General features: G+C 57.8%; 14 protein-coding genes and 1 pseudogene. 12 read left to right on the forward strand and 3 right to left on the reverse strand.

Going from position 1 to position 19719, the window contains the following annotated elements; translation table 11 throughout:
- The 4 genes and pseudogenes from QMX86_RS21530 to QMX86_RS21545 all read left to right on the forward strand — a co-directional run.
- Positions 1 to 115 (forward strand): annotated as a pseudogene (locus QMX86_RS21530) (type II secretion system protein N); the annotation flags it as partial.
- Positions 116 to 445: 330 nt separating this feature from the next.
- The gene (locus QMX86_RS21535; RefSeq protein WP_282384742.1) at positions 446 to 3799 is read left to right on the forward strand and encodes a P-loop NTPase fold protein; all 3354 of its coding nucleotides are present in this window, start codon (positions 446 to 448) and stop codon (positions 3797 to 3799) included.
- Between the two features lie 436 nt (positions 3800 to 4235).
- The gene (locus QMX86_RS21540) at positions 4236 to 4949 is read left to right on the forward strand and encodes a hypothetical protein (protein ID WP_282384741.1); all 714 of its coding nucleotides are present in this window, start codon (positions 4236 to 4238) and stop codon (positions 4947 to 4949) included.
- Positions 4950 to 5369: 420 nt separating this feature from the next.
- The gene (locus QMX86_RS21545; protein ID WP_129999476.1) at positions 5370 to 5729 is read left to right on the forward strand and encodes a DUF6124 family protein; all 360 of its coding nucleotides are present in this window, start codon (positions 5370 to 5372) and stop codon (positions 5727 to 5729) included.
- Between the two features lie 157 nt (positions 5730 to 5886).
- Here QMX86_RS21545 and QMX86_RS21550 read toward each other — a convergent pair whose 3' ends face one another.
- Positions 5887 to 6237 (reverse strand): hypothetical protein, encoded by a 351-nt coding sequence (locus tag QMX86_RS21550; protein WP_282384737.1) that lies wholly within the window; start codon positions 6235 to 6237, stop codon positions 5887 to 5889.
- An 87-nt stretch (positions 6238 to 6324) separates the two neighbouring features.
- The gene (locus QMX86_RS21555; protein ID WP_129999475.1) at positions 6325 to 7665 is read right to left on the reverse strand and encodes a PBS lyase; all 1341 of its coding nucleotides are present in this window, start codon (positions 7663 to 7665) and stop codon (positions 6325 to 6327) included.
- 488 nt (positions 7666 to 8153) lie between these two features.
- Here QMX86_RS21555 and QMX86_RS21560 point away from each other — a divergent pair, with 488 nt between their 5' ends.
- Positions 8154 to 8513: a DUF6124 family protein gene (locus tag QMX86_RS21560; RefSeq protein ID WP_282384732.1), complete on the forward strand. Its 360-nt coding sequence runs from the start codon at positions 8154 to 8156 to the stop codon at positions 8511 to 8513.
- A gap of 440 nt (positions 8514 to 8953) precedes the next feature.
- Here QMX86_RS21560 and gspI read toward each other — a convergent pair whose 3' ends face one another.
- The gene (gspI, locus tag QMX86_RS21565; RefSeq protein WP_207809832.1) at positions 8954 to 9340 is read right to left on the reverse strand and encodes a type II secretion system minor pseudopilin GspI; all 387 of its coding nucleotides are present in this window, start codon (positions 9338 to 9340) and stop codon (positions 8954 to 8956) included.
- A gap of 148 nt (positions 9341 to 9488) precedes the next feature.
- Between gspI and gspG the strand changes: the two genes are divergently transcribed.
- The 7 genes from gspG (at position 9489) to gspF (ending at position 19604) form a co-directional block, all read left to right on the forward strand.
- The gene (gene gspG, locus QMX86_RS21570; protein WP_076562599.1) at positions 9489 to 9947 is read left to right on the forward strand and encodes a type II secretion system major pseudopilin GspG; all 459 of its coding nucleotides are present in this window, start codon (positions 9489 to 9491) and stop codon (positions 9945 to 9947) included.
- A gap of 8 nt (positions 9948 to 9955) precedes the next feature.
- The gene (gspK, locus tag QMX86_RS21575; protein ID WP_282384728.1) at positions 9956 to 10915 is read left to right on the forward strand and encodes a type II secretion system minor pseudopilin GspK; all 960 of its coding nucleotides are present in this window, start codon (positions 9956 to 9958) and stop codon (positions 10913 to 10915) included.
- Positions 10912 to 12033, forward strand: a complete 1122-nt coding sequence (gene gspL / locus QMX86_RS21580; protein ID WP_282384726.1) for a type II secretion system protein GspL — start codon at positions 10912 to 10914, stop codon at positions 12031 to 12033. The genes gspK and gspL overlap by 4 nt, the downstream gene beginning before the upstream one ends.
- Complete coding sequence (gene gspM, locus QMX86_RS21585) at positions 12026 to 12574, forward strand: type II secretion system protein GspM (protein ID WP_282384723.1); 549 nt, start codon at positions 12026 to 12028, stop codon at positions 12572 to 12574. The genes gspL and gspM overlap by 8 nt, the downstream gene beginning before the upstream one ends.
- A complete protein-coding gene (gene gspD, locus QMX86_RS21590; protein WP_282384721.1) occupies positions 12571 to 14958 on the forward strand; it encodes a type II secretion system secretin GspD in 2388 nt (795 codons plus the stop codon). Before gspM ends, gspD begins: the two co-directional genes overlap by 4 nt.
- Positions 14959 to 16986: 2028 nt before the next feature.
- On the forward strand, positions 16987 to 18393 hold the full coding sequence (gspE, locus tag QMX86_RS21595; RefSeq protein ID WP_282384719.1) for a type II secretion system ATPase GspE: 1407 nt from the start codon (positions 16987 to 16989) through the stop codon (positions 18391 to 18393).
- Positions 18393 to 19604 carry a type II secretion system inner membrane protein GspF gene (gspF, locus tag QMX86_RS21600; RefSeq protein ID WP_273526519.1) on the forward strand — a complete coding sequence of 404 codons (1212 nt, stop codon included), beginning with the start codon at positions 18393 to 18395 and terminating at the stop codon, positions 19602 to 19604. Before gspE ends, gspF begins: the two co-directional genes overlap by 1 nt.
- The last annotated feature ends 115 nt before the right edge of the window (positions 19605 to 19719 follow it).

A 19719-nucleotide genomic window follows, 5' to 3' on the forward strand; every position in this document is an offset into this window, starting at 1 on the left:
GTTGGTGGGGGTTGAGGGGGATGGGGTGGTGATTGAGCGGGGTGGGGAGAGAGTGAGGTTGGAGGTTGAGAGGTTGGGGGACGGGGTGGTTTTGCCGAGGTTAACCCGGCCCTGAGTTGCAAAGAGGAGTTGTCCGACGATTTTACGTTCTAGTGAAAATTGGATCAGGCCATCGCTGCACCGAATTCTAGAGCTACCACTTCGCTTCCTTCTTAAACGCACTCATCAGCTCACCAAATGCCCGTCTGAGGCTTTATAGAATACATCCGGGACTTCAAAACCCATTAAGTCAAGCGCTTACCCCGTATACAAAAGAGTAATCTGTGACCTGCCTTTTCCAAGAAATGGACCGCGATATGCCTACCCGCTTATCAAGTCGATGGCAAAGTCGTATTCTAGAGGCAATTGGCCACGCAGGGCTGGCCCGCTTAGGCGTAAGGGACTAATGAACAACTTGAACTTCCAAAACGAAAGCCCGGCGGATGTCGACGCGTTTAAAGGTGAGAGCCATAATCGTGTGGCTCAAGCAATGCACGATTACATCAAGAGCAAGGGCAATCACAGAGTCATTGGCCTTGACGGCGAGTTCGGATCTGGGAAGAGCTCAATTTTACAGATGCTCGAAAAAAAGATCGCGAAGGAGGCGGTAAAAACGAAGCTATGGGTGTTTGACTGTGAGCAAAACTATCAAGGCTCGATCAAAAGTAACTTCATTGAGGTGCTTACCGAAAAGGTTACAGCTCTGCTCAAAGATTTGCGTCGCGATAAAGAAATTGCCGAAGTAGAAAAAAATCGTGACATCGCGCTTGGTCGACACTACAGCTACACGAAGGACACACGCAGCCATATTAGTATTTGGGCGGTGCTACTGATCGTTAGCGGTGTCCTCGCTCCGACATTCATTCGTGATTATTTGATTCGACTTCACAGCGATACTCCGCTCGCCACCTCACTCCACAGCCTTTACCTACTCGCATGCACAGCGCCTGGCTTTATCCTGCTTTTCGCATACCTAGCGAGCCGGAGAGAGAAAGATCCTAAGAAACGATGGAACCTGACAAGCCTGCTCAAGGGTAACTCCGACGACCGTATCACTGAAACCATCGAGGTGAGTAAGGAGGTCAGCCCTCTCGATTTAAAACGAGCATTAGGGTGCCACCTGCATGCGGTTAAGGATCATCACATCATCATCGTGATCGACAACCTAGACAGGCTGCCACGGGACGTTCTACGTTCAGTGTGGAGCGATCTTGAAATTTTCACCTCCGTCACCGGCCAAGAAAATCTGAGTGTCATCGTTCCCTTCTGCTCAACAAAAGTTTCCAAGTATTTAAACGGTGACAGTGAGCAGTCGTATGACTCTAAGGATTTCATCGCTAAAAAATTTCCAGTAGTGTTCCGGACGCCGCCGATCATCACGTCCGGCTGGAAAGATGCATTCAGAAAGCTGTGGAGTGAGAGCTTTGGTGCATCCGACTTGGCGGAAGCCGACGCTTGCAGCGTGATTCTACAGCGCCACAGCCCAATGGCCGGCAGGCTTGTGACCCCTCGCCTTCAGAAGAGATTCATCAACGACATCGCCACTACGCTGCTGGTAACTGCGGGCAAGCCAAGCGTGGTGTGTATTGCAGCGTACCTGGCAATCTGCAAATACAACGGTGTGGCAATTGAGACCATGCTGAAAGACCCGGATACCCCAAAGGATGAGCAGGCAGTAGCGGTTGCGACGGAGGTTGAAGATTCGGCCGCCCAAGCTGTGGCACTCAACGTTGACAAGACCAAGCGCACGTTGAAGACACTACTCGGCGAAGACATGAAGACTGGCTGGCCCATTCAGATCCTACAAATTCACTTTCAGACATCCTCCGACATCGCCATCGCGGAATTGATCGATCAGCCGCTGGAGGATGCTATCGATTCCCAAGACGGCACAAAGCTTGCCACGCTTATCCCATACTTCGGATTCAAAGATTCGTTCATACGTCGTCTAGAAGGTACGATTCCCGCAATAAGCCTCCTCAAAACGCTCTATCAGGCATCCAGAATCGAGGGGTGCAAAGTCGACGATCTACTGCCTCACGTAAGCGCCAAATTTATTACTGGCGATCAATTGAAAGCGGAAAAGGTTGACGCTGGCTATTTTGAGTCGATCAAAGGCTTGATCGCGCTCGGCTTACACAAAGATATTTTCACGAATGCACTGTCAGCCGCCAAGACTGAGTTCGAAGAAAGAGCGGAGGATTCATACGATCTGGACTCTATCGACGTTTACCGAGAGATTATATTGAAGTACGACAGCTACTTGGACTCAATGGATGAAGCGTTCAGGCCGCTTGTTCTTGGCAGCGCGGAGCTGCTTTTCCAGATGATCTTACCCGACCCGGATCTCAAGAGAATTGATGCGAATAACATCAGCTTAAATGAGCGGGGCCTTAAGGATGCTGTGCTTCAATTGGCATCATCTGAACACGAGTATCTGGACAGAATTCCGCTCAATGAGGACGATTGGCTGCCCTGCTTAACTAGCTATTTTGGCGGGAACAAACTGAGCATTGCTCGCAGAACCTATTTCATAGACAAGGCGCACGTCGAAGCAATCACGACGGCAATCTCTTTGAATCCTGCGGAACATCGGGTGTGGTTTGCAGCATCCTTCTTTGGGGAATTTTCTAGCACGATTCCGCAGTTGATTTTGCAGCATTTACCTACTACGAAATCCAGCCGGATCAAGGTCTCGATGGCAGTCATATACATTAGGCTGAAAACGGGACTACCAATAACTGAAATCCCAGGAATCGACGAGGCTTTCGCAGTCGAACGAGAGTACCTCTACACGCTGGTGCGAGCAGCGACTACTTCCGAACAGTTTTTCAAACTGATTTTGGAAGGAGAGGCGTCACACCTTGTAGCGCCAATCCTCGTGAGGCTGATCAAGGACGACGCTATCTCTACAATATCCCCCGATCACCTGTACGAGTTCTATTCAAGGTTCGTCGACACGCTGAGTGCCTACGATCTGACGGATACTGAGATGCTGGACTGGTTTACATCGTTCGAACTGAAGGCAGATCGGTTACCAGCGCTATCTGACATAGATACGCTTTTCTTGAATCATGTGCTTGATGGAAACAACGCCAAGTTACTAGAGTTGCGTGCTGTGTTACTTGAAAGGAGCTTTGGTGCCAATGTTGATATAGTTGGCTGGACAAAGCTTATCGAGCGTGCGGATACCAATGAGCGAACCGCCCTTAGATATATGCTAGAGAATAAGATCGATTTTTCAGGTGAGATAATCGCCCATCAAGCGGTTTTAGCTTTGCTTGCGGCTGCGCTTAAACATGATCCATTCTTAAAGCCATCCGCTGCAGTAATTTCCAACTCCAAGGTACTGCTTGATCTCTTCGAAAAGGATACCCAAGCTATTATCGGCACGGTGCTTCGACCTTTTATCTACGACCAGAAGGTCGATGTGGAAGCGTCACTTTTCATTCTTGGGGAATATGGTGATTTATTACCAAGTATCACGCCCAGGACGCCTGAGGAAGAGGAACGCCTTCTTCAACTACTGCTACAGATAAACAGCGATCCTATAGGATCTGCACTCGCAGCGACTTTCCTAGACACGAGAGCAGCGCAGTTTGCTGAGTGGAAAATTTCGAAGGAGCACAAAGATACCTACTCCTCTCTGGTGACCAAACTGAAGGCTAGCCTCCCAACTATCTACGCGAATCTGTCGGAGCGACACGGGTACAGGTCACGCATGAAGGAACTGGCAAAAGCTTTCCTGGGCAAGGAATAGCCGGCCCTCAAAAAATGCTCGAGGCGCTACCTGTAATCGCAACGAAGCGCCGAGCAGTTGGGAAGATGCATATACTTGTCCGCTAGTTTTCTTCCGATCTGAGCAGCGCTTTCGGCTGGATTCAACCAGCACCTTTCTTGATCGTCAAAGGCAGAAAACGACCCAAACCAGCCTTTCACACGAAGCGAAAAAAGGGGCGGATTTGTTGTCGTCCAAGCGCGTGGTCCTCCTCAATAAAGCTTCCCGGTTGAAAGTATTGAGGATGCAATATTGGGATGCATTATTAGGAATGAGTCCATTTTCAGAAAAAATCAGCTGTCCCAAAGTTACACTTAAGGTGCGCAGCCTGTCTGTGCTGATCGTAAAACATACCATTCTGGTGCTGATACACTGCTTTCCGAAATGCCTATTACCAATCAATTAACTGGAGCCTGAGATGGATATAAAAGAGCTTTGCACTGCTCATGGATTCGATTTGGGTAAAAGCGGCGTAGCGTTGGGTGGCGGTAGTTTCGGAATGACGGATCTGGAAATATCCCCCATTGAATTTTTGACCTTGGCAGAAGAGGATTTTGAGCGGGGAGGATTGCCGGCTCTCATTAACGCGGCGACGAATGCGAAGCGAGCTATTGTCTGTCAGCTTGATCAGTTGCTGATCTCTTTTGGTTACTCATCGCTGCGATGGAACGTGCCGAAAAAGATTGATCGTGTAAGAGCACTTGGGTTATTGGTGCCCAGTTTGTTGCGAAAAGTTGTTGATATGAGAAATTTTCTTGAGCACGAGTACGCTGCGCCTGAGCTCAAAAGCGTTGAGGAGGCTTTGGATATCGCAAGTTTATTTGTGATGTCCGCCTCAGCTATGTTTATACCGTTCGACGACGTTTTGGAGTTCTCACGGCCTGATTCCGTTTCTTCAGATGTTTCCGTCACCCATCTCACTGCAGGCTTGAGGCGGGAATCAGGTAGGGTTTTTTACACCGTCTACGCGTATGAACCTGGCGAATATGCGGGCCGTTGTGTTGATCAATGTCAGATTCAATCGGGGCATGTCCTGTTTGAGGCAATGGTGAAGCTTTCTGCATCGTTGATGCTTCGATACAAAGTAGAACAAGCACTAAAAAATTTTGAAGCCGCCTATGCCGAGCTATGAAGTTCTTTGTATTACTTCTTCGGCGAGGGGACGAATTTCAGTGAGCGGTGGGTGTTGAGAAGTCGATAAACACCAGTGTTTAAAAAGACATCTCCAGTCACGCTCTCAGGCTACATATCCTTGCGCCTTTGCCTACAGCTACGCCAGAATCCGCCGGCTTGTGCGCCTAGGGAGCGAGTTCTATTGTTGTGCGGTCGCTGACGAATCAGCGATCGGATTTGACCGTCCGCCCAATATCAAGGCGCGCCAGCGTTCTGCACCTGTTCAGGCATTGTCTGAAATTCTGTTGCGGTGGCTGTGCGTGGGACACCTTCGGGTGTGCCGGATTCCTTGATGTCCGGTCGGTCAACCCGCGTACAGCTGCCACCCTCTTTGTTTGACCGCGAACGGTGGCGGCTCCAGTCATCAAGGAGCTTCACCATGATCAAACCAACACCCAACCCGCCCGAGACCGATCCCACGTCTCCCTACGAATCCCTCGATTCCAACAAACTCCACGAAGCCGCTGACCGTGCGCTCGATCATTACCTGTCGCCAAACAATCTCCTGCCTCCGCCGCGCAAGGCGCGTGGGATGTATGCGGTGACGGCGGATACCAAGAATGAAGAACTGTTGGCGGATGCGAGTGAAACGCTAGCTTCGGCGAAGACGATTGCTCAGGACATTTCCAGTTTGCTGCCAGCGCCGCAGCGACGGGCGTTGTTGGGGGTTGCTCAACTGATCATGCTGGGGGAGCTGGCGGTGAATCGGGCGCTAGATAATTTGGAATTGCCGAGTTAATGCGGGTGTCGGGATCACCTGGTGATTGATCGGGTGCTCATTCTGGCGCTTTCGCGAGCAAGCTCGCTCCCACAGGGTTTTATGCTGATTGCAGATGTTGTCTACGATCCTGAAATCTGTGGGAGCAGTCGATTATTACCACGTCGTCTTCGTGTGGTTATTGAGTCGCTTCAGGACATTCACCGGTCCATCGCGTCACCGTCATGTCGTTGAACTGCTCACCGATGGTATCGACCCGCAGGCAAGCGCCTTTCTTCGAGTAGTACAAGATGCAGCGCGAGCTATCAAACGAGCAGGTGTCCAGTTCGAAGTAATTGCGTGTAGCCAGCTCCTTCTCCACGCCACTGTATTCATACCCGTCGGTGGTGTGCATTCGCGTTGGCCTCCATCCTTGTTTGACGAGCTTGGACTTGGCCGCAGCCAAACGCTCACCGACGACGATGCGGGCTGGCCCGTGAATGTCGCTTGGCGTCTGTGAGTCATCGGCAAACGCTGCGCTGATACCCATGCAATAAAGCGCGATAAGTACAAGGATCGAAGCTTTGATTTCACAGTTCCTTCAGCTGACTTGTAGCTCGAAAAAAAACAGTCATGACTACCGCGCACCCGAGCGGATCTGCCCGTTTGCCCTTAATTCACGAAGCTTGTCTTGCCATGCGGCGCGATCGGTCTTGGGAGTTATCGGATCGAAAGCGTGATACTGCCCGTCACACCACGCATCGATTTGGCCGAGCCAATAGGTTTGGCCGGCGTGCCCCGTGTCGAGGCGTTTCAGCAAGTAGCCGAGTTGTTGCCACGTCGGTATCAGTCGGAAAATGGCGCTGCGCCGTTCCGATGTAAGCTCATGCCAGTCTTGATCAAGTTTGGCCGTCAATCTGATGTTCAATACGGACCACGGTATTTTGTCCAGTTTCGCAATCACCACCGCAAACACTTTCTCCGAAGGATCATCAAGCGCCTCGAACAGCTCAGGCAGTTGATCATCGCGAAGCAGGCGTGTTGCGGCTTGTCGCACAGTCACATAGCTCGAGCGCAGCGCAGGTGTATGCCATCGCTCTGGCAACTCCACAGCCAGTTCTGTGGCGAGCCCGAGCACGCCCAGCCAATGTTGTTTTGATGTGGGCAAAGGCTGACGTAAGCGCTCGGTCAGCACTGCATGAGCATCAACATCGTTACGAGCCGCAGCCCAAAGCGCCAGATTGCGTACTGCCGGTGAAGCATCTATCAACGCTTCGCGCAGTACAGGTTTCGGATCGACGAGCAGCGGCAGCAGCGCATAAAGCACGCGTACGCGGATTTTGGCACCGGGGTGCGACATGGCTTCAAGGAGCAACGGCAGACTCTGCGTCGCTGGTAGATTCAGGCTCGCCGACACCGCCATCAACCGTACGGTCAACTCGCGATGAGCCAACGCACTTCGTATGAGCGTTTCGGGAGACTCGGGGGCTTCAAGCAAAAGCGTAAACAGGTAGCGCGCGGCTTTGCCCTGGCGATTCAAGAAGTCGGCGTAGACCTCATCCCAGCAGTCCACCGATTGCAGCATCGCTCGGACCGCCGACAGTGTCTGGGCGTGGTCGACCCGGCGTTGCGCTGCCAATGCCATCAAGGGTTCCAGTGCCGATAACCATGCCTGGGCGTGAGCTGGTGACAGGTAGTGCTTCAGGCCTTCCGCTGCCAAGTCGCGAACCTGAGGGACCCAATCGTTCAGACGTTCGATCACCACGGCTAATGCTTCGGGGGACGGTTGCCTGCACAGTTCTCGCACAGCGACTTCCCGGACGAAACCGTTGGAGTGATTGCTGACGTCTGCCCATGCGCCGGTGTTATTGAAGTGAGCGAGTATCTCCAGCGCCTCGTTGCGCCGATAGTTTTCATAATTGGAGAGCTGTCCTTGCTTGCGTGCCAACCGAGCCAGCCAGTCTTGTGTAGTGTTCATGGGCAGTCCTGTGCGTCCTTGCGGGTGCATATTGTTTGTGCAAAAGCAGCAGCCTACGCGACTTGCTCTTGCGGGCAAAATTCTCGGGTAACGGGACAGATCTTTTCAGGAGGTAGGCGGGGCAGTAATTTTTCGACGATCGTCCATGTTTAAAAAGACATCTCCAGTCACGCTCCCAGGCTACATATCCTTGCGCCTTTGCCTACAGCTACGCCAGAATCCGCCGGCTTGTGCGCCTAGGGGGCGGGTTCTATTGTGGTGCGGTCGCTGACGAATCAGTGATCGGGTTTCGCAGCCCGGGTCAATCAAGGCGCACAGCGCTCCAGTTCGTTGTCATTTTTGGCAGTGATGCTTTATGGCGGCTGTGCGCGGGATACCTTCGGGTATGCCGGGTTCCTTGATTCCCGGTCTGCGAACCTGCGTACAGCTGCCACCTCTCTTCGTTTCGCAGCGAAACGTGGCGGCTCCAATAATCAAGGAGCTTCACCATGATCAAACCAACACCCAACCCGCCCGAGACCGATCCCACGTCTCCCTACGAATCCCTCGATTCCAACAAACTCCACGAAGCCGCTTACCGCGCGCTCGATCATTACCTGTCGCCAAACAATCTCCTGCCTCCGCCACGTAAGGCGCGGGGGATGTATGCGGTGACGGCGGATACCAAGAATGAAGAACTGCTGGCTGATGCGAGTGAAACGCTTGCTTCGGCGAAGACGATTGCTCAGGACATTTCCAGTCTGTTGCCGGCACCGCAGCGTCGGGCGTTGTTGGGGGTTGCTCAACTGATCATGTTGGGGGAGCTGGCGGTGAATCGGGTGATGGATAATTTGGAGGTGGCGGGGTGATGTCGTTGGCCTTGGTCCGGCGCTGGGCCTTGGGATTTTAGGTGCGGTAGAAGAGCCCCTCACCCCAGCCCTCTCCCGGAGGGAGAGGGAGCCGACCGAGGTGTCTTGCGTTTTACATCGACCTGAGCGTGCGCGTTGATTATGGATTTGTGATGCTGCGTTCTGGTCGGTGTGATTCTGGTGTATTGCCGGAGTTTCCATTGCTGCATAGCTGCGTATGCCTGAGACCTGTAGACACTCGAGTAAAAGAGCCCCTCACCCCAGCCCTCTCCCGGAGGGAGAGGGAGCCGACCGAGGTGTTTTGCGTTATACATCGACCTGGAAGACCTTAGCGACTATGGCTTTGCTGGGCTTCAGCAATGCTGGATTCAGAGCGATACGTTCAGGTCGGCGTATCTCTGGAACATCCCCGTATCGGTTCCCTCTCCCTCGGGAGAGGGCTAGGGTGAGGGGCTTCCTGGCCGTGACAACAGGGTCTCCAGTCTGGCCAACGGCGGCGCATCCTGATTGCGATCAAATACTTGGATTCCAACCTTGAGCAACCGTCCATTCTCTGCGCTGGCGATCACCTGTTCGCAGCGCAACAACAATCTTCCTTGATCACATTCAACAGCCTTCATCCCATTCGGCAATCGCCCCTCCAACCGCAGCTCTGCCATCCGGCTCTGCGCAGCAATCAGCGCGATCGATCTATCGCGCAGCAGCCCATTGCTCTGCGTCATCAACCCCGCCACACGCACGGCGGCGGACATGGCGACGGCGATGATCGCCAGTGCCACCAGCACTTCAATCAGGGTGAAACCTTCCTCTCGCGTTCGCGCGCGCATACATGGCCCAAAATCAAAACCCAGCCCTCGACGCTAACCCCCGTCCTTGACGGCTTGACGACGGAAACACCCGAGGATTTTCAACATCCCTGACATATCTTCTTGCAACACTGCGCGTCGAATTCGGATCAAGCCAGGGAATGTCGAGATGGATATCGCACCTTTGAACACGCTCAGTCAGTCGCCGCGCATGCCGCGTGGGCAGCAGGGTTTTACCTTGATCGAGATCATGGTGGTGGTGGTAATTCTGGGGATTCTGGCGGCGATGGTGGTGCCCAAGGTGCTTGACCGGCCGGATCAGGCGCGGGCGACGGCGGCGAAGCAGGATATTGGTGGGTTGATGCAGGCGTTGAAGTTGTATCGCCTCGATCACGGCACGTATCCGAGCATGAATCAGGGGCTGAAGGTGCTGGTCGAGCGGCCGGCGGATGCGAAGAACAGCAACTGGCGTTCGTATCTGGAGCGTTTGCCGAATGACCCGTGGGGCCGGCCTTATCAGTACCTCAACCCGGGCGCGAATGGCGAGGTCGATATCTTTTCCCTCGGCGCTGATGGCCAGCCGGACGGCGATGGCGTGAATGCCGATATCGGTTCCTGGCAGTTGTAAGGCCGGCCGTGAACACAGGTTCGCTCAACGGGGCGAAGCAACAGGGCATGGCGATTATCAGCGCGTTGTTAATTGCCGCCGTGGTGGCGGTGATTGCGGCGGGGATGTTGACGCGTCAGAGCGTGGCGACCCGGGCGCTGGAGGCCGATCAGCAGCGGGTGCAGGGGCGTTGGGTCGCGCAGGGTGGTCTGGAGATCAGCCGGCAGTTGCTGTGGGATGCGCGCCTGCGTGATCCGTTGACCCGGCGCGATCAGCCTTGGGCGCAGCCGTTGCTGGCGGCGGGTTTTGCCGGGCGCCTGGAGGACGAGCAGGGCAAGTTCAATCTGCGCAATCTGGTCGCCAATGAGCGCATTGATGAGGCGCAAGTGCAGGCGTTCGAGCGCTTGTGTGAACTGATCGGTGTGAGTGGCGTTGTCGGCCAGCGCATCCGTCAGCGGGTAATTGCTGGTTATCCGCATCTGCTGAACGCGCAGATTGGCGCGACTGGCAAAGCCGGTTTCGACAGTGGCCGGGCGACTTCGCCGGATGCCGATCACAAACCGCCACCGCCGAAGCTGCCGATGCTGCGCACGCTGGATGATTTGCGCAGCGTCGAAGGCGTGACCGATGCGCTGATCGGCCAACTGGCGCCGTACGTGACGGTGATTCCGGCGACGACGTGGATCAACGGCAACACCGCCACGGCGCAGGTGCTGGCGGCGTATGTGCCGGGGCTTTCGCTGGAGCGCGCGACGGCGTTGATCGCCGAGCGTGACGCCGGACGCTGGTTTATCAATCGTGGCGATTTTGTGAACCGCTTGCGCATGCCGCAGCTGGAAATGAGCAGCGTCAAGGTCGGTATCACCAGTGACTGGTTTCGTTTGCGCGGTGAGGCGCGGCGGGATCAGCGCCGGGTCAGTCTCGACGCTTTGCTGCACCGCAGTGAGGATCGGCTGCCGCAGGTGATCTGGTCGCGGGTGGGCGCATGAGCCAGTTGCGCGTTGCGTTGCCGCCGCTGGCGGAGCTGGAGTTGCACAGCGAAGTGAGCTGCGCCTGGCTGGATCGTCAGGGGCAGGTCAGTCGTGAGGAACGGCTCACTTTGGGTCAGTTGGGGCAACGGCCGAAGCAACCACCGCTGCTGTGTTTTCTGCATCCGGCCGACAGCCTGCTCGCCAGCATTGATCTGCCGCCGCTGCCCGCGAACAAAACGGCGGCCGCTGTGCAGTGTGCGGCGCAGGCGTTGATGCTCGGCGACAGCAGCCAGATGCATATCGGCCACAGCCCTCGTGATGCGAGCGGGCAGGTGCAGATTGCCTGGGTCTCGCGGCTGCATTTGCAGGTTCTGGCTGCGGTGCTCAAGCAGGCGGGTTTGAGTTTGCGCGGTTTGTATCCGGCGCCGTATAGCCTGCCAGTGGCGCCCGGTGTTGTCGCTTGTGTGGCGGACGGGCATTTGCTCCGGCGCGAGAGTTTGAACAGTGCGCAGGTTGAGCCGATGCTCGGTGACGAAGTTGATGAGGCATCGTTCGCAGCGGACGCGACACAGCGCTGGATCGGCCCCTTGCCCGGTTGGGGTTTGCACGGCGGCCTGCAGCAAACCGGCGGCGAGCAACGTGGCTGGGGTCGCGCTGTCGGGTGTGTGGCTTTGGCCGTGGCAGTCTGGGTGATCGGGCTGAATATGTACGCCGCTCGCGAAGCTCGGCAGGGCCAGCAGCTCAAGGCGCAGATGAGTCAGCGGGTGAAGCAGGCGTTCCCGGAATTGCCGGTGATTCTCAACCCGCTGCAACAGGCGCGTCAGCAACTCGAGCAGCGGCAAAAAGGCGCTGTCGATGACCCGGCGCAGAACTTCAATCGACTGGTGTTGCAGGCCGGCACCGGCATGCCGTTCATGGCCGGCAGTGTCGAGCGCCTGACCTATCGCGACGGCGCCTTGCAACTGGCCTTGCTCAGCGATGCAAACCATGGCGGCAACGATAAGGACTGGCAAAGCACGTTGGCCCAGGCCGGCATCAGCGTCACTGCCGATGACGCAGGCTGGACGCTGCGCCCGAGCGATGAATCCAGCGCAAACACCAACGAAGACGACGACAGCGGAGCAGACGATGAGTAGGGCGACGCTGGCGATTTACCGTGCGCGTTGGCAGCGCTTGCGCAACCAGTTGCAGGCGCGTTGGCAGCCGTTGGCGCTGCGTGAAAAACGCATGGTCGTCGGCATGGCGCTGGTGCTTGTCGGTCTGCTGATCTGGCTGACGCTGGTCAAGCCGCCGCTGGCCAGGATCACTTTCTGGCAGAACGAAACGCCCAAGTTGCGCGCGCAAACCGAGGCGCTGGAAGTGCTGTTGCGCAGCGTCAATGTGCGGCCGCAGGGGCAAAGCGTTGACCAGTCGCTGGAGCAAAGTCTGCAAGTGGCGGGGCTGGCCGGGCATTACCAATTACAGGCAGCGGAGGGCGGCGCGTGGCAGCTGAATGTCGACGCCGCACCGGCCGATGCGCTGCTCGACTGGCTGCTCAGCCAGCCGTCACAACTTTCTCTGCAGGTGGTCGAGGCGCAGTTGCAACGCGCAAGCGCGGCCTCGACCGATGTCACCGCCGGCACTTTGTCAGGCACCGTTCGCATGGATCAGGCGCAGGGCGCTAAGGAAGCTTCATGAAGGAGTCACGCTGCAAACCGGCACGTCTGGCGCTGCCGTTGTTGCTGATGGCATTGAGCGCGTGCAACAGCACCACGGCGCCGCAGAATCAGCCGCCGCTGTTGGTCGACAGCGAACTCGGGCGGCCGCTGGCCAACACCCAGCGCAGCGGCGTCGCGGTGGCCGATCGCGAACGGGCGCAGGCTCAGGCGCGACCGGTGCCGAAGCAGTTGCATAACATCAGCCAGCGTGGGCGCAGTGGTGGTGCTGCGCCGAGCAATGCGATCCCGCGCAATCCGTTGGGCGAGCAACCGGTGACGCTGAATTTCGTCGAGGCCGATATTCAGGCGGTGGTGCGGGCGCTGTCGCGGGCCACCGGGCAGCAGTTTCTCGTCGATCCACGGGTCAAGGGCAATCTGACCTTGGTCTCGGAAGGTCAGGTGCCGGCCCGCCAGGCTTACGACATGCTGCTCGCGGCGTTGCGCATGCAAGGCTTCAGCGTGGTCGATGTCGGCGGCGTGGCGCAGGTGGTTCCCGAGGCCGACGCGAAACTGCTCGGCGGGCCGATCTATAGCGCCGACAAACCGGCCGGCAACGGCATGCTCACGCGCACGTTTCGTCTGCAATACGAGAACGCGGTGAACCTGATCCCGGTGCTGCGCCCGATTGTCTCGCCGAACAATCCGATCAATGCCTACCCCGGCAACAACACCGTGGTCATCACCGATTACGCCGAGAACCTCACCCGCGTCGCGCAGTTGATCGAGAGCATCGACACGCCGAGCGCGATCGACACCGATGTGGTGCAGATCCAGAACGGCATCGCTGCCGATATCGCGCCGATGGTCGCCGACTTGCTCGACGCGCCGGGCAATGATCCGACGCAGAAAATCGCCGTGATCGGCGACCCGCGCTCGAACACCATCATCATCCGCGCCGGCAGCCCCGAGCGCACCGAGCTGGCGCGCAACCTGATCTACAAACTCGACAACGCGCAGAGCAATCCGAGCAATCTGCATGTGGTTTATCTGCGCAACGCTCAGGCGGCGAAACTGGCGCAAGCCTTGCGCGGTTTGCTCACCGGCGAGAGTGACAGCGGCAGCAGCGACGCGGCGCGGTCGGTGCTCAGCGCGATGGGCAGCGGCACCGGCGGCAATGCCGGGCAGAATGGCCAGAGCAGTACGCCGGGCACTGGCACGGCGACCTCGACTGGCAGCGGCGCAAGCGGCGGCAGTTATGCCCAGGGCAGTGGCAGTGGCGGCGGCAGCAGCAGTGGCGGTACGCAGAGCAGCGAACAGAATGTTGCGTTCAGCGCCGGCGGGGTGACGATTCAGGCCGATGCCACCACCAACACGCTGCTGATTTCTGCGCCGGAGCCGGTGTATCGCAACTTGCGTGAGGTTATCGATCTGCTGGATCAGCGCCGTGCGCAGGTGGTGATCGAGAGCCTGATTGTCGAGGTCGGCGAGGACGATGCCAGTGAATTCGGTGTGCAGTGGCAGACCGGCAATCTCGGCGGCAAAGGCGTGATCGGTGGCGCGAACCTGGGTGGCGCGGGGCTCAACACGGGGGCCAAGAACAGCATCGACGTTCTGCCGCAGGGTTTGAACCTTGGCTATGTCAACGGCACGGTCGACATCCCCGGCATCGGCAAGATTCTCGACCTGAAAGTGCTGGCGCGGGCGCTGAAGAGCAAGGGCGGCACCAACGTGCTGTCGACGCCGAACCTGCTGACGCTGGACAACGAGGCAGCGAGCATTTTTGTCGGCCAGACCATCCCGTTTGTCAGCGGCAGCTACGTCACCGGCGGCGGGGGCACCAGCAACAACCCGTTCCAGACCGTGACCCGCGAAGAGGTCGGCCTCAAGCTCAACGTACGCCCGCAGATTTCCGAGGGTGGCACGGTGAAGCTGGATATCTATCAGGAAGTCAGCAGCATCGATGAGCGCGCGTCCAACAGCGTGATCGCCGCCGGCATCGTCACCAACAAGCGCGCGATCGACACCAGCATTCTGCTCGACGATGGGCAGATCATGGTCCTCGGCGGCTTGCTCCAGGACGGCTACAGCCAGAGCAATGATGCGGTGCCGTGGCTGGGCAGCCTGCCGGGCATCGGCGCGCTGTTTCGCAACGAACGCCGGGCGATCACCAAGACCAACCTGATGGTGTTCCTGCGCCCGTACATCATCCGCGACAGCGAAGCGGGGCGCAGCATCACCCTCAACCGCTACGACTTCATGCGCCGCGCCCAGGGCGGCTTGCAGCCGGAACGCAGCTGGGCGATGCCCGACATGCAGGCGCCGCAGTTGCCAAGCGCCGCGCAAGGCGTGCCAGCGCCGGGGCCGACATCAGGCCCACGCGCCACGATCAAAGCCGTACCGATTGAACGGAGCACCCGGTTTTGACTGGAATGATGATTGTGGCGAGGGGATTTATCCCCGCTCGGCTGCGAAGCAGTCGTAAAACCGGTACACGCGATTTGCCTGTAGAAACCGGTTCTCAAGGTTTAGGTCTGCTTCGCAGCCCAACGGGGATAAATCCCCTCGCCACAGGGGATCGCATTGCCTCAGAGGATCGCATTAGCACAGAGGATCCCATTGCCACGGCACCGATCGAAGGGAGCACCCGGTTTTGACTGGAATGATGATTGTGGCGAGGGGATTTATCCCCGCTCGGCTGCGCAGCAGTCGTAAAACCGGCACACGCGATTTGCCTGGAGAAACCGGTTCTCAAGGTTTGGGTCTGCTTCGCAGCCCAACGGGGATAAATCCCCTCGCCACAAGGGATCTCATTGCCACAGGGGATCCCATTGCCACGGTACCGATTGAAGGGAGCACCCGGTTTTGACTGAGATGATGACTGTGACGAGGGGATTTATCCCCGCTCGGCTGCGCAGCAGTCGTAAAACCGGTACACGGGATTTGCCTGGAGAAATCGATTCTCAAGGTTTGGGTCTGCTGCGCAGCCCAACGGGGATAAATCCCCTCGCCACAGAGGATCCCATTGCCACTGAGGATTCCATTGCCACGGCATCGATCGAAGGGAGCACCCGGTTTTGACTGAGATGATGACTGTGGTGAGGGGATTTATCCCCGCTCGGCTGCGCAGCAGTCGTAAACCGGGCACATGCGATTTTCCTGGAGAAACCGGTTCTCAAGTTTTGGGTCTGCTTCGCAGCCCAACGGGGATAAATCCCCTCGCCACAGAGGTTTCCATTGCCACTGAGGATCGCATTGCCACAAGGGATCTCATTGCCACAGGGGATCCCATTGCCACGGCATCGATCGAAGGGAGCACCCGGTTTTGACTGAGATGATGACTGTGGTGAGGGGATTTATCCCCGCTCGGCTGCGAAGCAGTCGTAAAAACGGTACACGCGATTTGCCTGGAGAAACCGGTTCTCAAGGTTTGGGGCTGCTGCGCAGCCCAACGGGGATAAATCCCCTCGCCACAGAGGTTCCCATTGCCACTGAGGGCTCCATTGCCACAGGGGATCGCATTGCCACGGTACCGATTGAAAGGAGCACCCGGTTTTTGACTGAGATGATGACTGTGGCGAGGGGATTTATCCCCGCTCGGCTGCGAAGCAGTCGTAAAAACGGTACGCGCGATTTGCCTGGAGAAACCGGTTCTCAAAGTTTGGGTCTGCTTCGCAGCCCAACGGGGATAAATCCCCTCGCCACAAGGGATCGCATTGCCACAGAGGATCGCATTGCTACAGGGGATCCCATTGCCACGGTACCGATTGAAGGGAGCACTCGGTTTTGACTGAGATGATGACTGTGGCGAGGGGATTTATCCCCGCTCGGCTGCGCAGCAGTTGTAAAACCGGTACACGGGATTTACCTGTAGAAACTGGTTCTCAAGGTTTGGGTTTGCTTCGCAGCCCAACGGGGATAAATCCCCTCGCCACTGAGGATCTCATTGCCACCGAGGATCCCATTGCCACAGGGCATCCCATTGCCACGGTGCCGATTGAAAGGAGCACGCGGTTTTGACTGAGATGATGACTGTGGCGAGGGGATTCATCCCCGCTCGGCTGCGCAGCAGTCGTGGAACCGGTACCCGGGATTTGCCTGTAGAAACCGGTTCTCAAGGTTTGGGTCTGCTTCGCAGCCCAACGGGGATAAATCCCCTCGCCACAGGGGATCGCATTGCTACAGGGGATCGCATTGGCACAGAGGATCCCATTGCCACGGTACCCATTGAAGGGAGCACTCGGTTTTGAATGGAATGATGATTGTGGCGAGGGGATTTATCCCCGCTCGGCTGCGCAGCAGTCGTAAAACCGGTACACGGGATTTGCCTGTAGAAACCGGTCCTCAAGGTTTGGGTCTGCTTCGCAGCCCAACGGGGATAAATCCCCTCGCCACAGAGGATGTCATTGCCACTGAGGATCCCATTGCCACAGTGGATTGTGAGGAGGGTAAGCGATGAGTGCATTGCCTTACGCCTGGGCCAAGGCGCAGCGCATTCTTTTGTGCGATGGCGTGCTGACGGTGTGCCCGTCAACGCCCGGCTGGTCGATCAGCGAAGTGCGTCGGCAGTTCGGTGTGACGCGGATCGAGCGGGTGCGTGATGACGAGCTCGACGGTTTGCTCGCCAGCGCTTACGCCGACACCGGCAGTGCGGCGGCGGTGGTGGGTGCGGCGGAAAACGAGGTCGATCTCGATCGGCTGATGCAGGACATGCCGGAAATCACCGACCTGCTCGACACCCAGGATGGAGCGCCGGTGATTCGCATGATCAACGCCTTGCTCACGCAGGCCGCGCGCGATGAAGCCAGCGACATTCACATCGAGCCGTTCGAAAGCCATTCGGTGGTGCGCTACCGCGTCGACGGCACCCTGCGCGATGTGGTATCGCCGCGCAAGGCGTTGCACGGTGCGCTGGTGTCGCGGATCAAGATCATGGCCCAGCTCGACATCGCCGAAAAACGCTTGCCGCAGGATGGCCGAATCGCTTTGCGCGTAGCGGGGCGGCCGATCGATATTCGTGTGTCGACGGTGCCCACCGGCCATGGCGAACGGGTGGTGATGCGCCTGCTCGACAAACAGGCCGGGCGCTTGCATCTGGAAACCTTGGGCATGGATGCGCAGGTGCTGGCCAAACTCGACCATTTGATCCGCCAGCCCCACGGCATCGTGCTGGTCACCGGGCCGACCGGCAGCGGCAAGACCACCAGCCTCTACGCGGCGCTGGCGCGGCTGGATGCGAGCACCAGCAACATCCTCACCGTGGAAGATCCGGTGGAATACGATTTGCCGGGGATCAGCCAGATTCAGGTCAACGCCAAGATCGACATGACCTTTGCCCTTGCGCTGCGGGCGATTCTGCGGCAGGACCCGGACATCATCATGATCGGTGAAATTCGCGATCTCGAGACCGCGCAAATCGCCGTGCAGGCCTCGCTCACCGGGCACTTGGTGCTGGCGACGCTGCACACCAACGACGCGGTGTCGGCGGTCAATCGCCTGATCGATATGGGCGTTGAGCCGTTCTTGCTCGCGTCATCCATGCTCGGCGTCCTCGCGCAACGTCTGGTGCGGCGCCTGTGCAATCAATGCAAACAGGAAGACCCGGCCACGCCCGGCACTTGGCGGCCGGTCGGTTGCGCGGCGTGCAATCACACCGGTTACAGCGGCCGCACCGGCATCCACGAATTGTTCTGCATCGACGACGATATCCGCACGCTGATCCACCAAGGGGCAGGGCAGCAGGCCTTGCGCGCGGCGGCGGCGAAAGCAGGGATGTTCAGCCTGCGTGAGGACGGTGAGCGCTGGATTCGCAGCGGTGCCACCGCGCCGGAAGAAATCCTTCGCGTGACACGGGACGCCTGATGAATCGCTATCGCTTTGAAGCGGCGGATGCCACGGGAAAAATCGAGTCCGGGCACCTTGAGGCGGACAGCCAGAGCGCGGCGTTCAGTGCCTTGCGCGGACGTGGATTGACAGCGTTGTCGGTGCACGAGGAAAGCAACGTCGCCCGACACGGTGGCGGCGGTTTGTTCAGCGCCAGACTCTCCGACAACGACCTCGCCTGGGCCACGCGGCAACTGGCGAGCCTGCTCGGTGCCAGTCTGCCATTGGAAGCAGCACTGAGCGCCACAGTCGAGCAAGCCGAGAAAAAGCACATCGCCCAGACCCTCAGCGCCGTGCGCGCAGATGTACGCAGCGGCATGCGTCTGGCGGAATCGCTGGCGTCGCGGCCACGGGATTTTCCCGAGATTTACCGCGCGCTGATTGCCGCTGGCGAAGAGTCCGGCGATCTGGCCCAAGTGATGGAACGGCTGGCCGATTACATCGAGGAACGCAACAACCTGCGCGGCAAGATTCTCACTGCGTTCATCTATCCGGGCGTGGTCGGGCTGGTGTCGATCGGCATTGTGATTTTCCTGCTCAGCTACGTGGTGCCGCAGGTGGTCAGCGCGTTTTCTCAGGCGCGGCAGGATTTGCCGGGGTTGACCCTGGCAATGCTCACGGCCAGTGATTTCATCCGTGCGTGGGGTTGGTTGTGTGCGGCAGTGATGGCCGGGGCGTTCTGGAGTTGGCGTCTGTATTTGCGCAATCCGGCGGCGCGTTTGAGCTGGCATCACCGGGTGCTGAAGCTGCCGCTGTTCGGGCGTTTTATCTTGGGTTTGAACACCGCGCGATTCGCCTCCACCCTGGCGATCCTCGGCGGTGCCGGCGTGCCGTTGTTGCGTGCATTGGAAGCGGCGCGGCAGACACTGTCCAACGACCGCTTGAGCCTGAGCGTCAGCGAGGCCACGGCAAAGGTGCGCGAAGGCGTCAACCTCGCCGCCGCGCTGCGCGTGGAGAATGTGTTCCCGCCGGTGCTGATTCACCTGATCGCCAGCGGCGAGAAAACCGGCTCACTGCCACCGATGCTCGAGCGCGCGGCGCAGACGCTTTCCCGGGACATTGAACGACGGGCGATGGGCATGACCGCGTTGCTGGAGCCGCTGATGATTGTGGTGATGGGCGGGGTGGTTCTGGTGATTGTGATGGCGGTGTTGTTGCCGATTATTGAGATCAACCAGTTGGTGCAGTAGCCGGATTCGATGGTGTCTGATCGGGCCTCTTCGCGAGCAAGCTCGCTCCCACAGTGTTCGGTGATTTGAAGAAAATTGCATTCACAACATCAATTCCTGTGGGAGCGAGCTTGCT

It is taken from the genome of Pseudomonas sp. PS01270 (assembly GCF_029959775.1).
Lineage (GTDB): Bacteria > Pseudomonadota > Gammaproteobacteria > Pseudomonadales > Pseudomonadaceae > Aquipseudomonas > Aquipseudomonas atacamensis.

Excerpts from the sequence above, each read along its gene's own strand:
- QMX86_RS21535 (WP_282384742.1), top strand. The coding sequence starts at position 446 with ATGAACAACTTGAACTTCCAAAACGAAAGCCCGGCGGATGTCGACGCG.
- QMX86_RS21540 (WP_282384741.1), top strand. The coding sequence starts at position 4,236 with ATGGATATAAAAGAGCTTTGCACTGCTCATGGATTCGATTTGGGTAAA.
- QMX86_RS21545 (WP_129999476.1), top strand. The coding sequence starts at position 5,370 with ATGATCAAACCAACACCCAACCCGCCCGAGACCGATCCCACGTCTCCC.
- QMX86_RS21550 (WP_282384737.1), bottom strand. The coding sequence starts at position 6,237 with ATGGGTATCAGCGCAGCGTTTGCCGATGACTCACAGACGCCAAGCGAC.
- QMX86_RS21555 (WP_129999475.1), bottom strand. The coding sequence starts at position 7,665 with ATGAACACTACACAAGACTGGCTGGCTCGGTTGGCACGCAAGCAAGGA.
- QMX86_RS21560 (WP_282384732.1), top strand. The coding sequence starts at position 8,154 with ATGATCAAACCAACACCCAACCCGCCCGAGACCGATCCCACGTCTCCC.
- gspI (WP_207809832.1), bottom strand. The coding sequence starts at position 9,340 with ATGCGCGCGCGAACGCGAGAGGAAGGTTTCACCCTGATTGAAGTGCTG.
- gspG (WP_076562599.1), top strand. The coding sequence starts at position 9,489 with ATGGATATCGCACCTTTGAACACGCTCAGTCAGTCGCCGCGCATGCCG.
- gspL (WP_282384726.1), top strand. The coding sequence starts at position 10,912 with ATGAGCCAGTTGCGCGTTGCGTTGCCGCCGCTGGCGGAGCTGGAGTTG.
- gspM (WP_282384723.1), top strand. The coding sequence starts at position 12,026 with ATGAGTAGGGCGACGCTGGCGATTTACCGTGCGCGTTGGCAGCGCTTG.
- gspD (WP_282384721.1), top strand. The coding sequence starts at position 12,571 with ATGAAGGAGTCACGCTGCAAACCGGCACGTCTGGCGCTGCCGTTGTTG.
- gspE (WP_282384719.1), top strand. The coding sequence starts at position 16,987 with ATGAGTGCATTGCCTTACGCCTGGGCCAAGGCGCAGCGCATTCTTTTG.
- gspF (WP_273526519.1), top strand. The coding sequence starts at position 18,393 with ATGAATCGCTATCGCTTTGAAGCGGCGGATGCCACGGGAAAAATCGAG.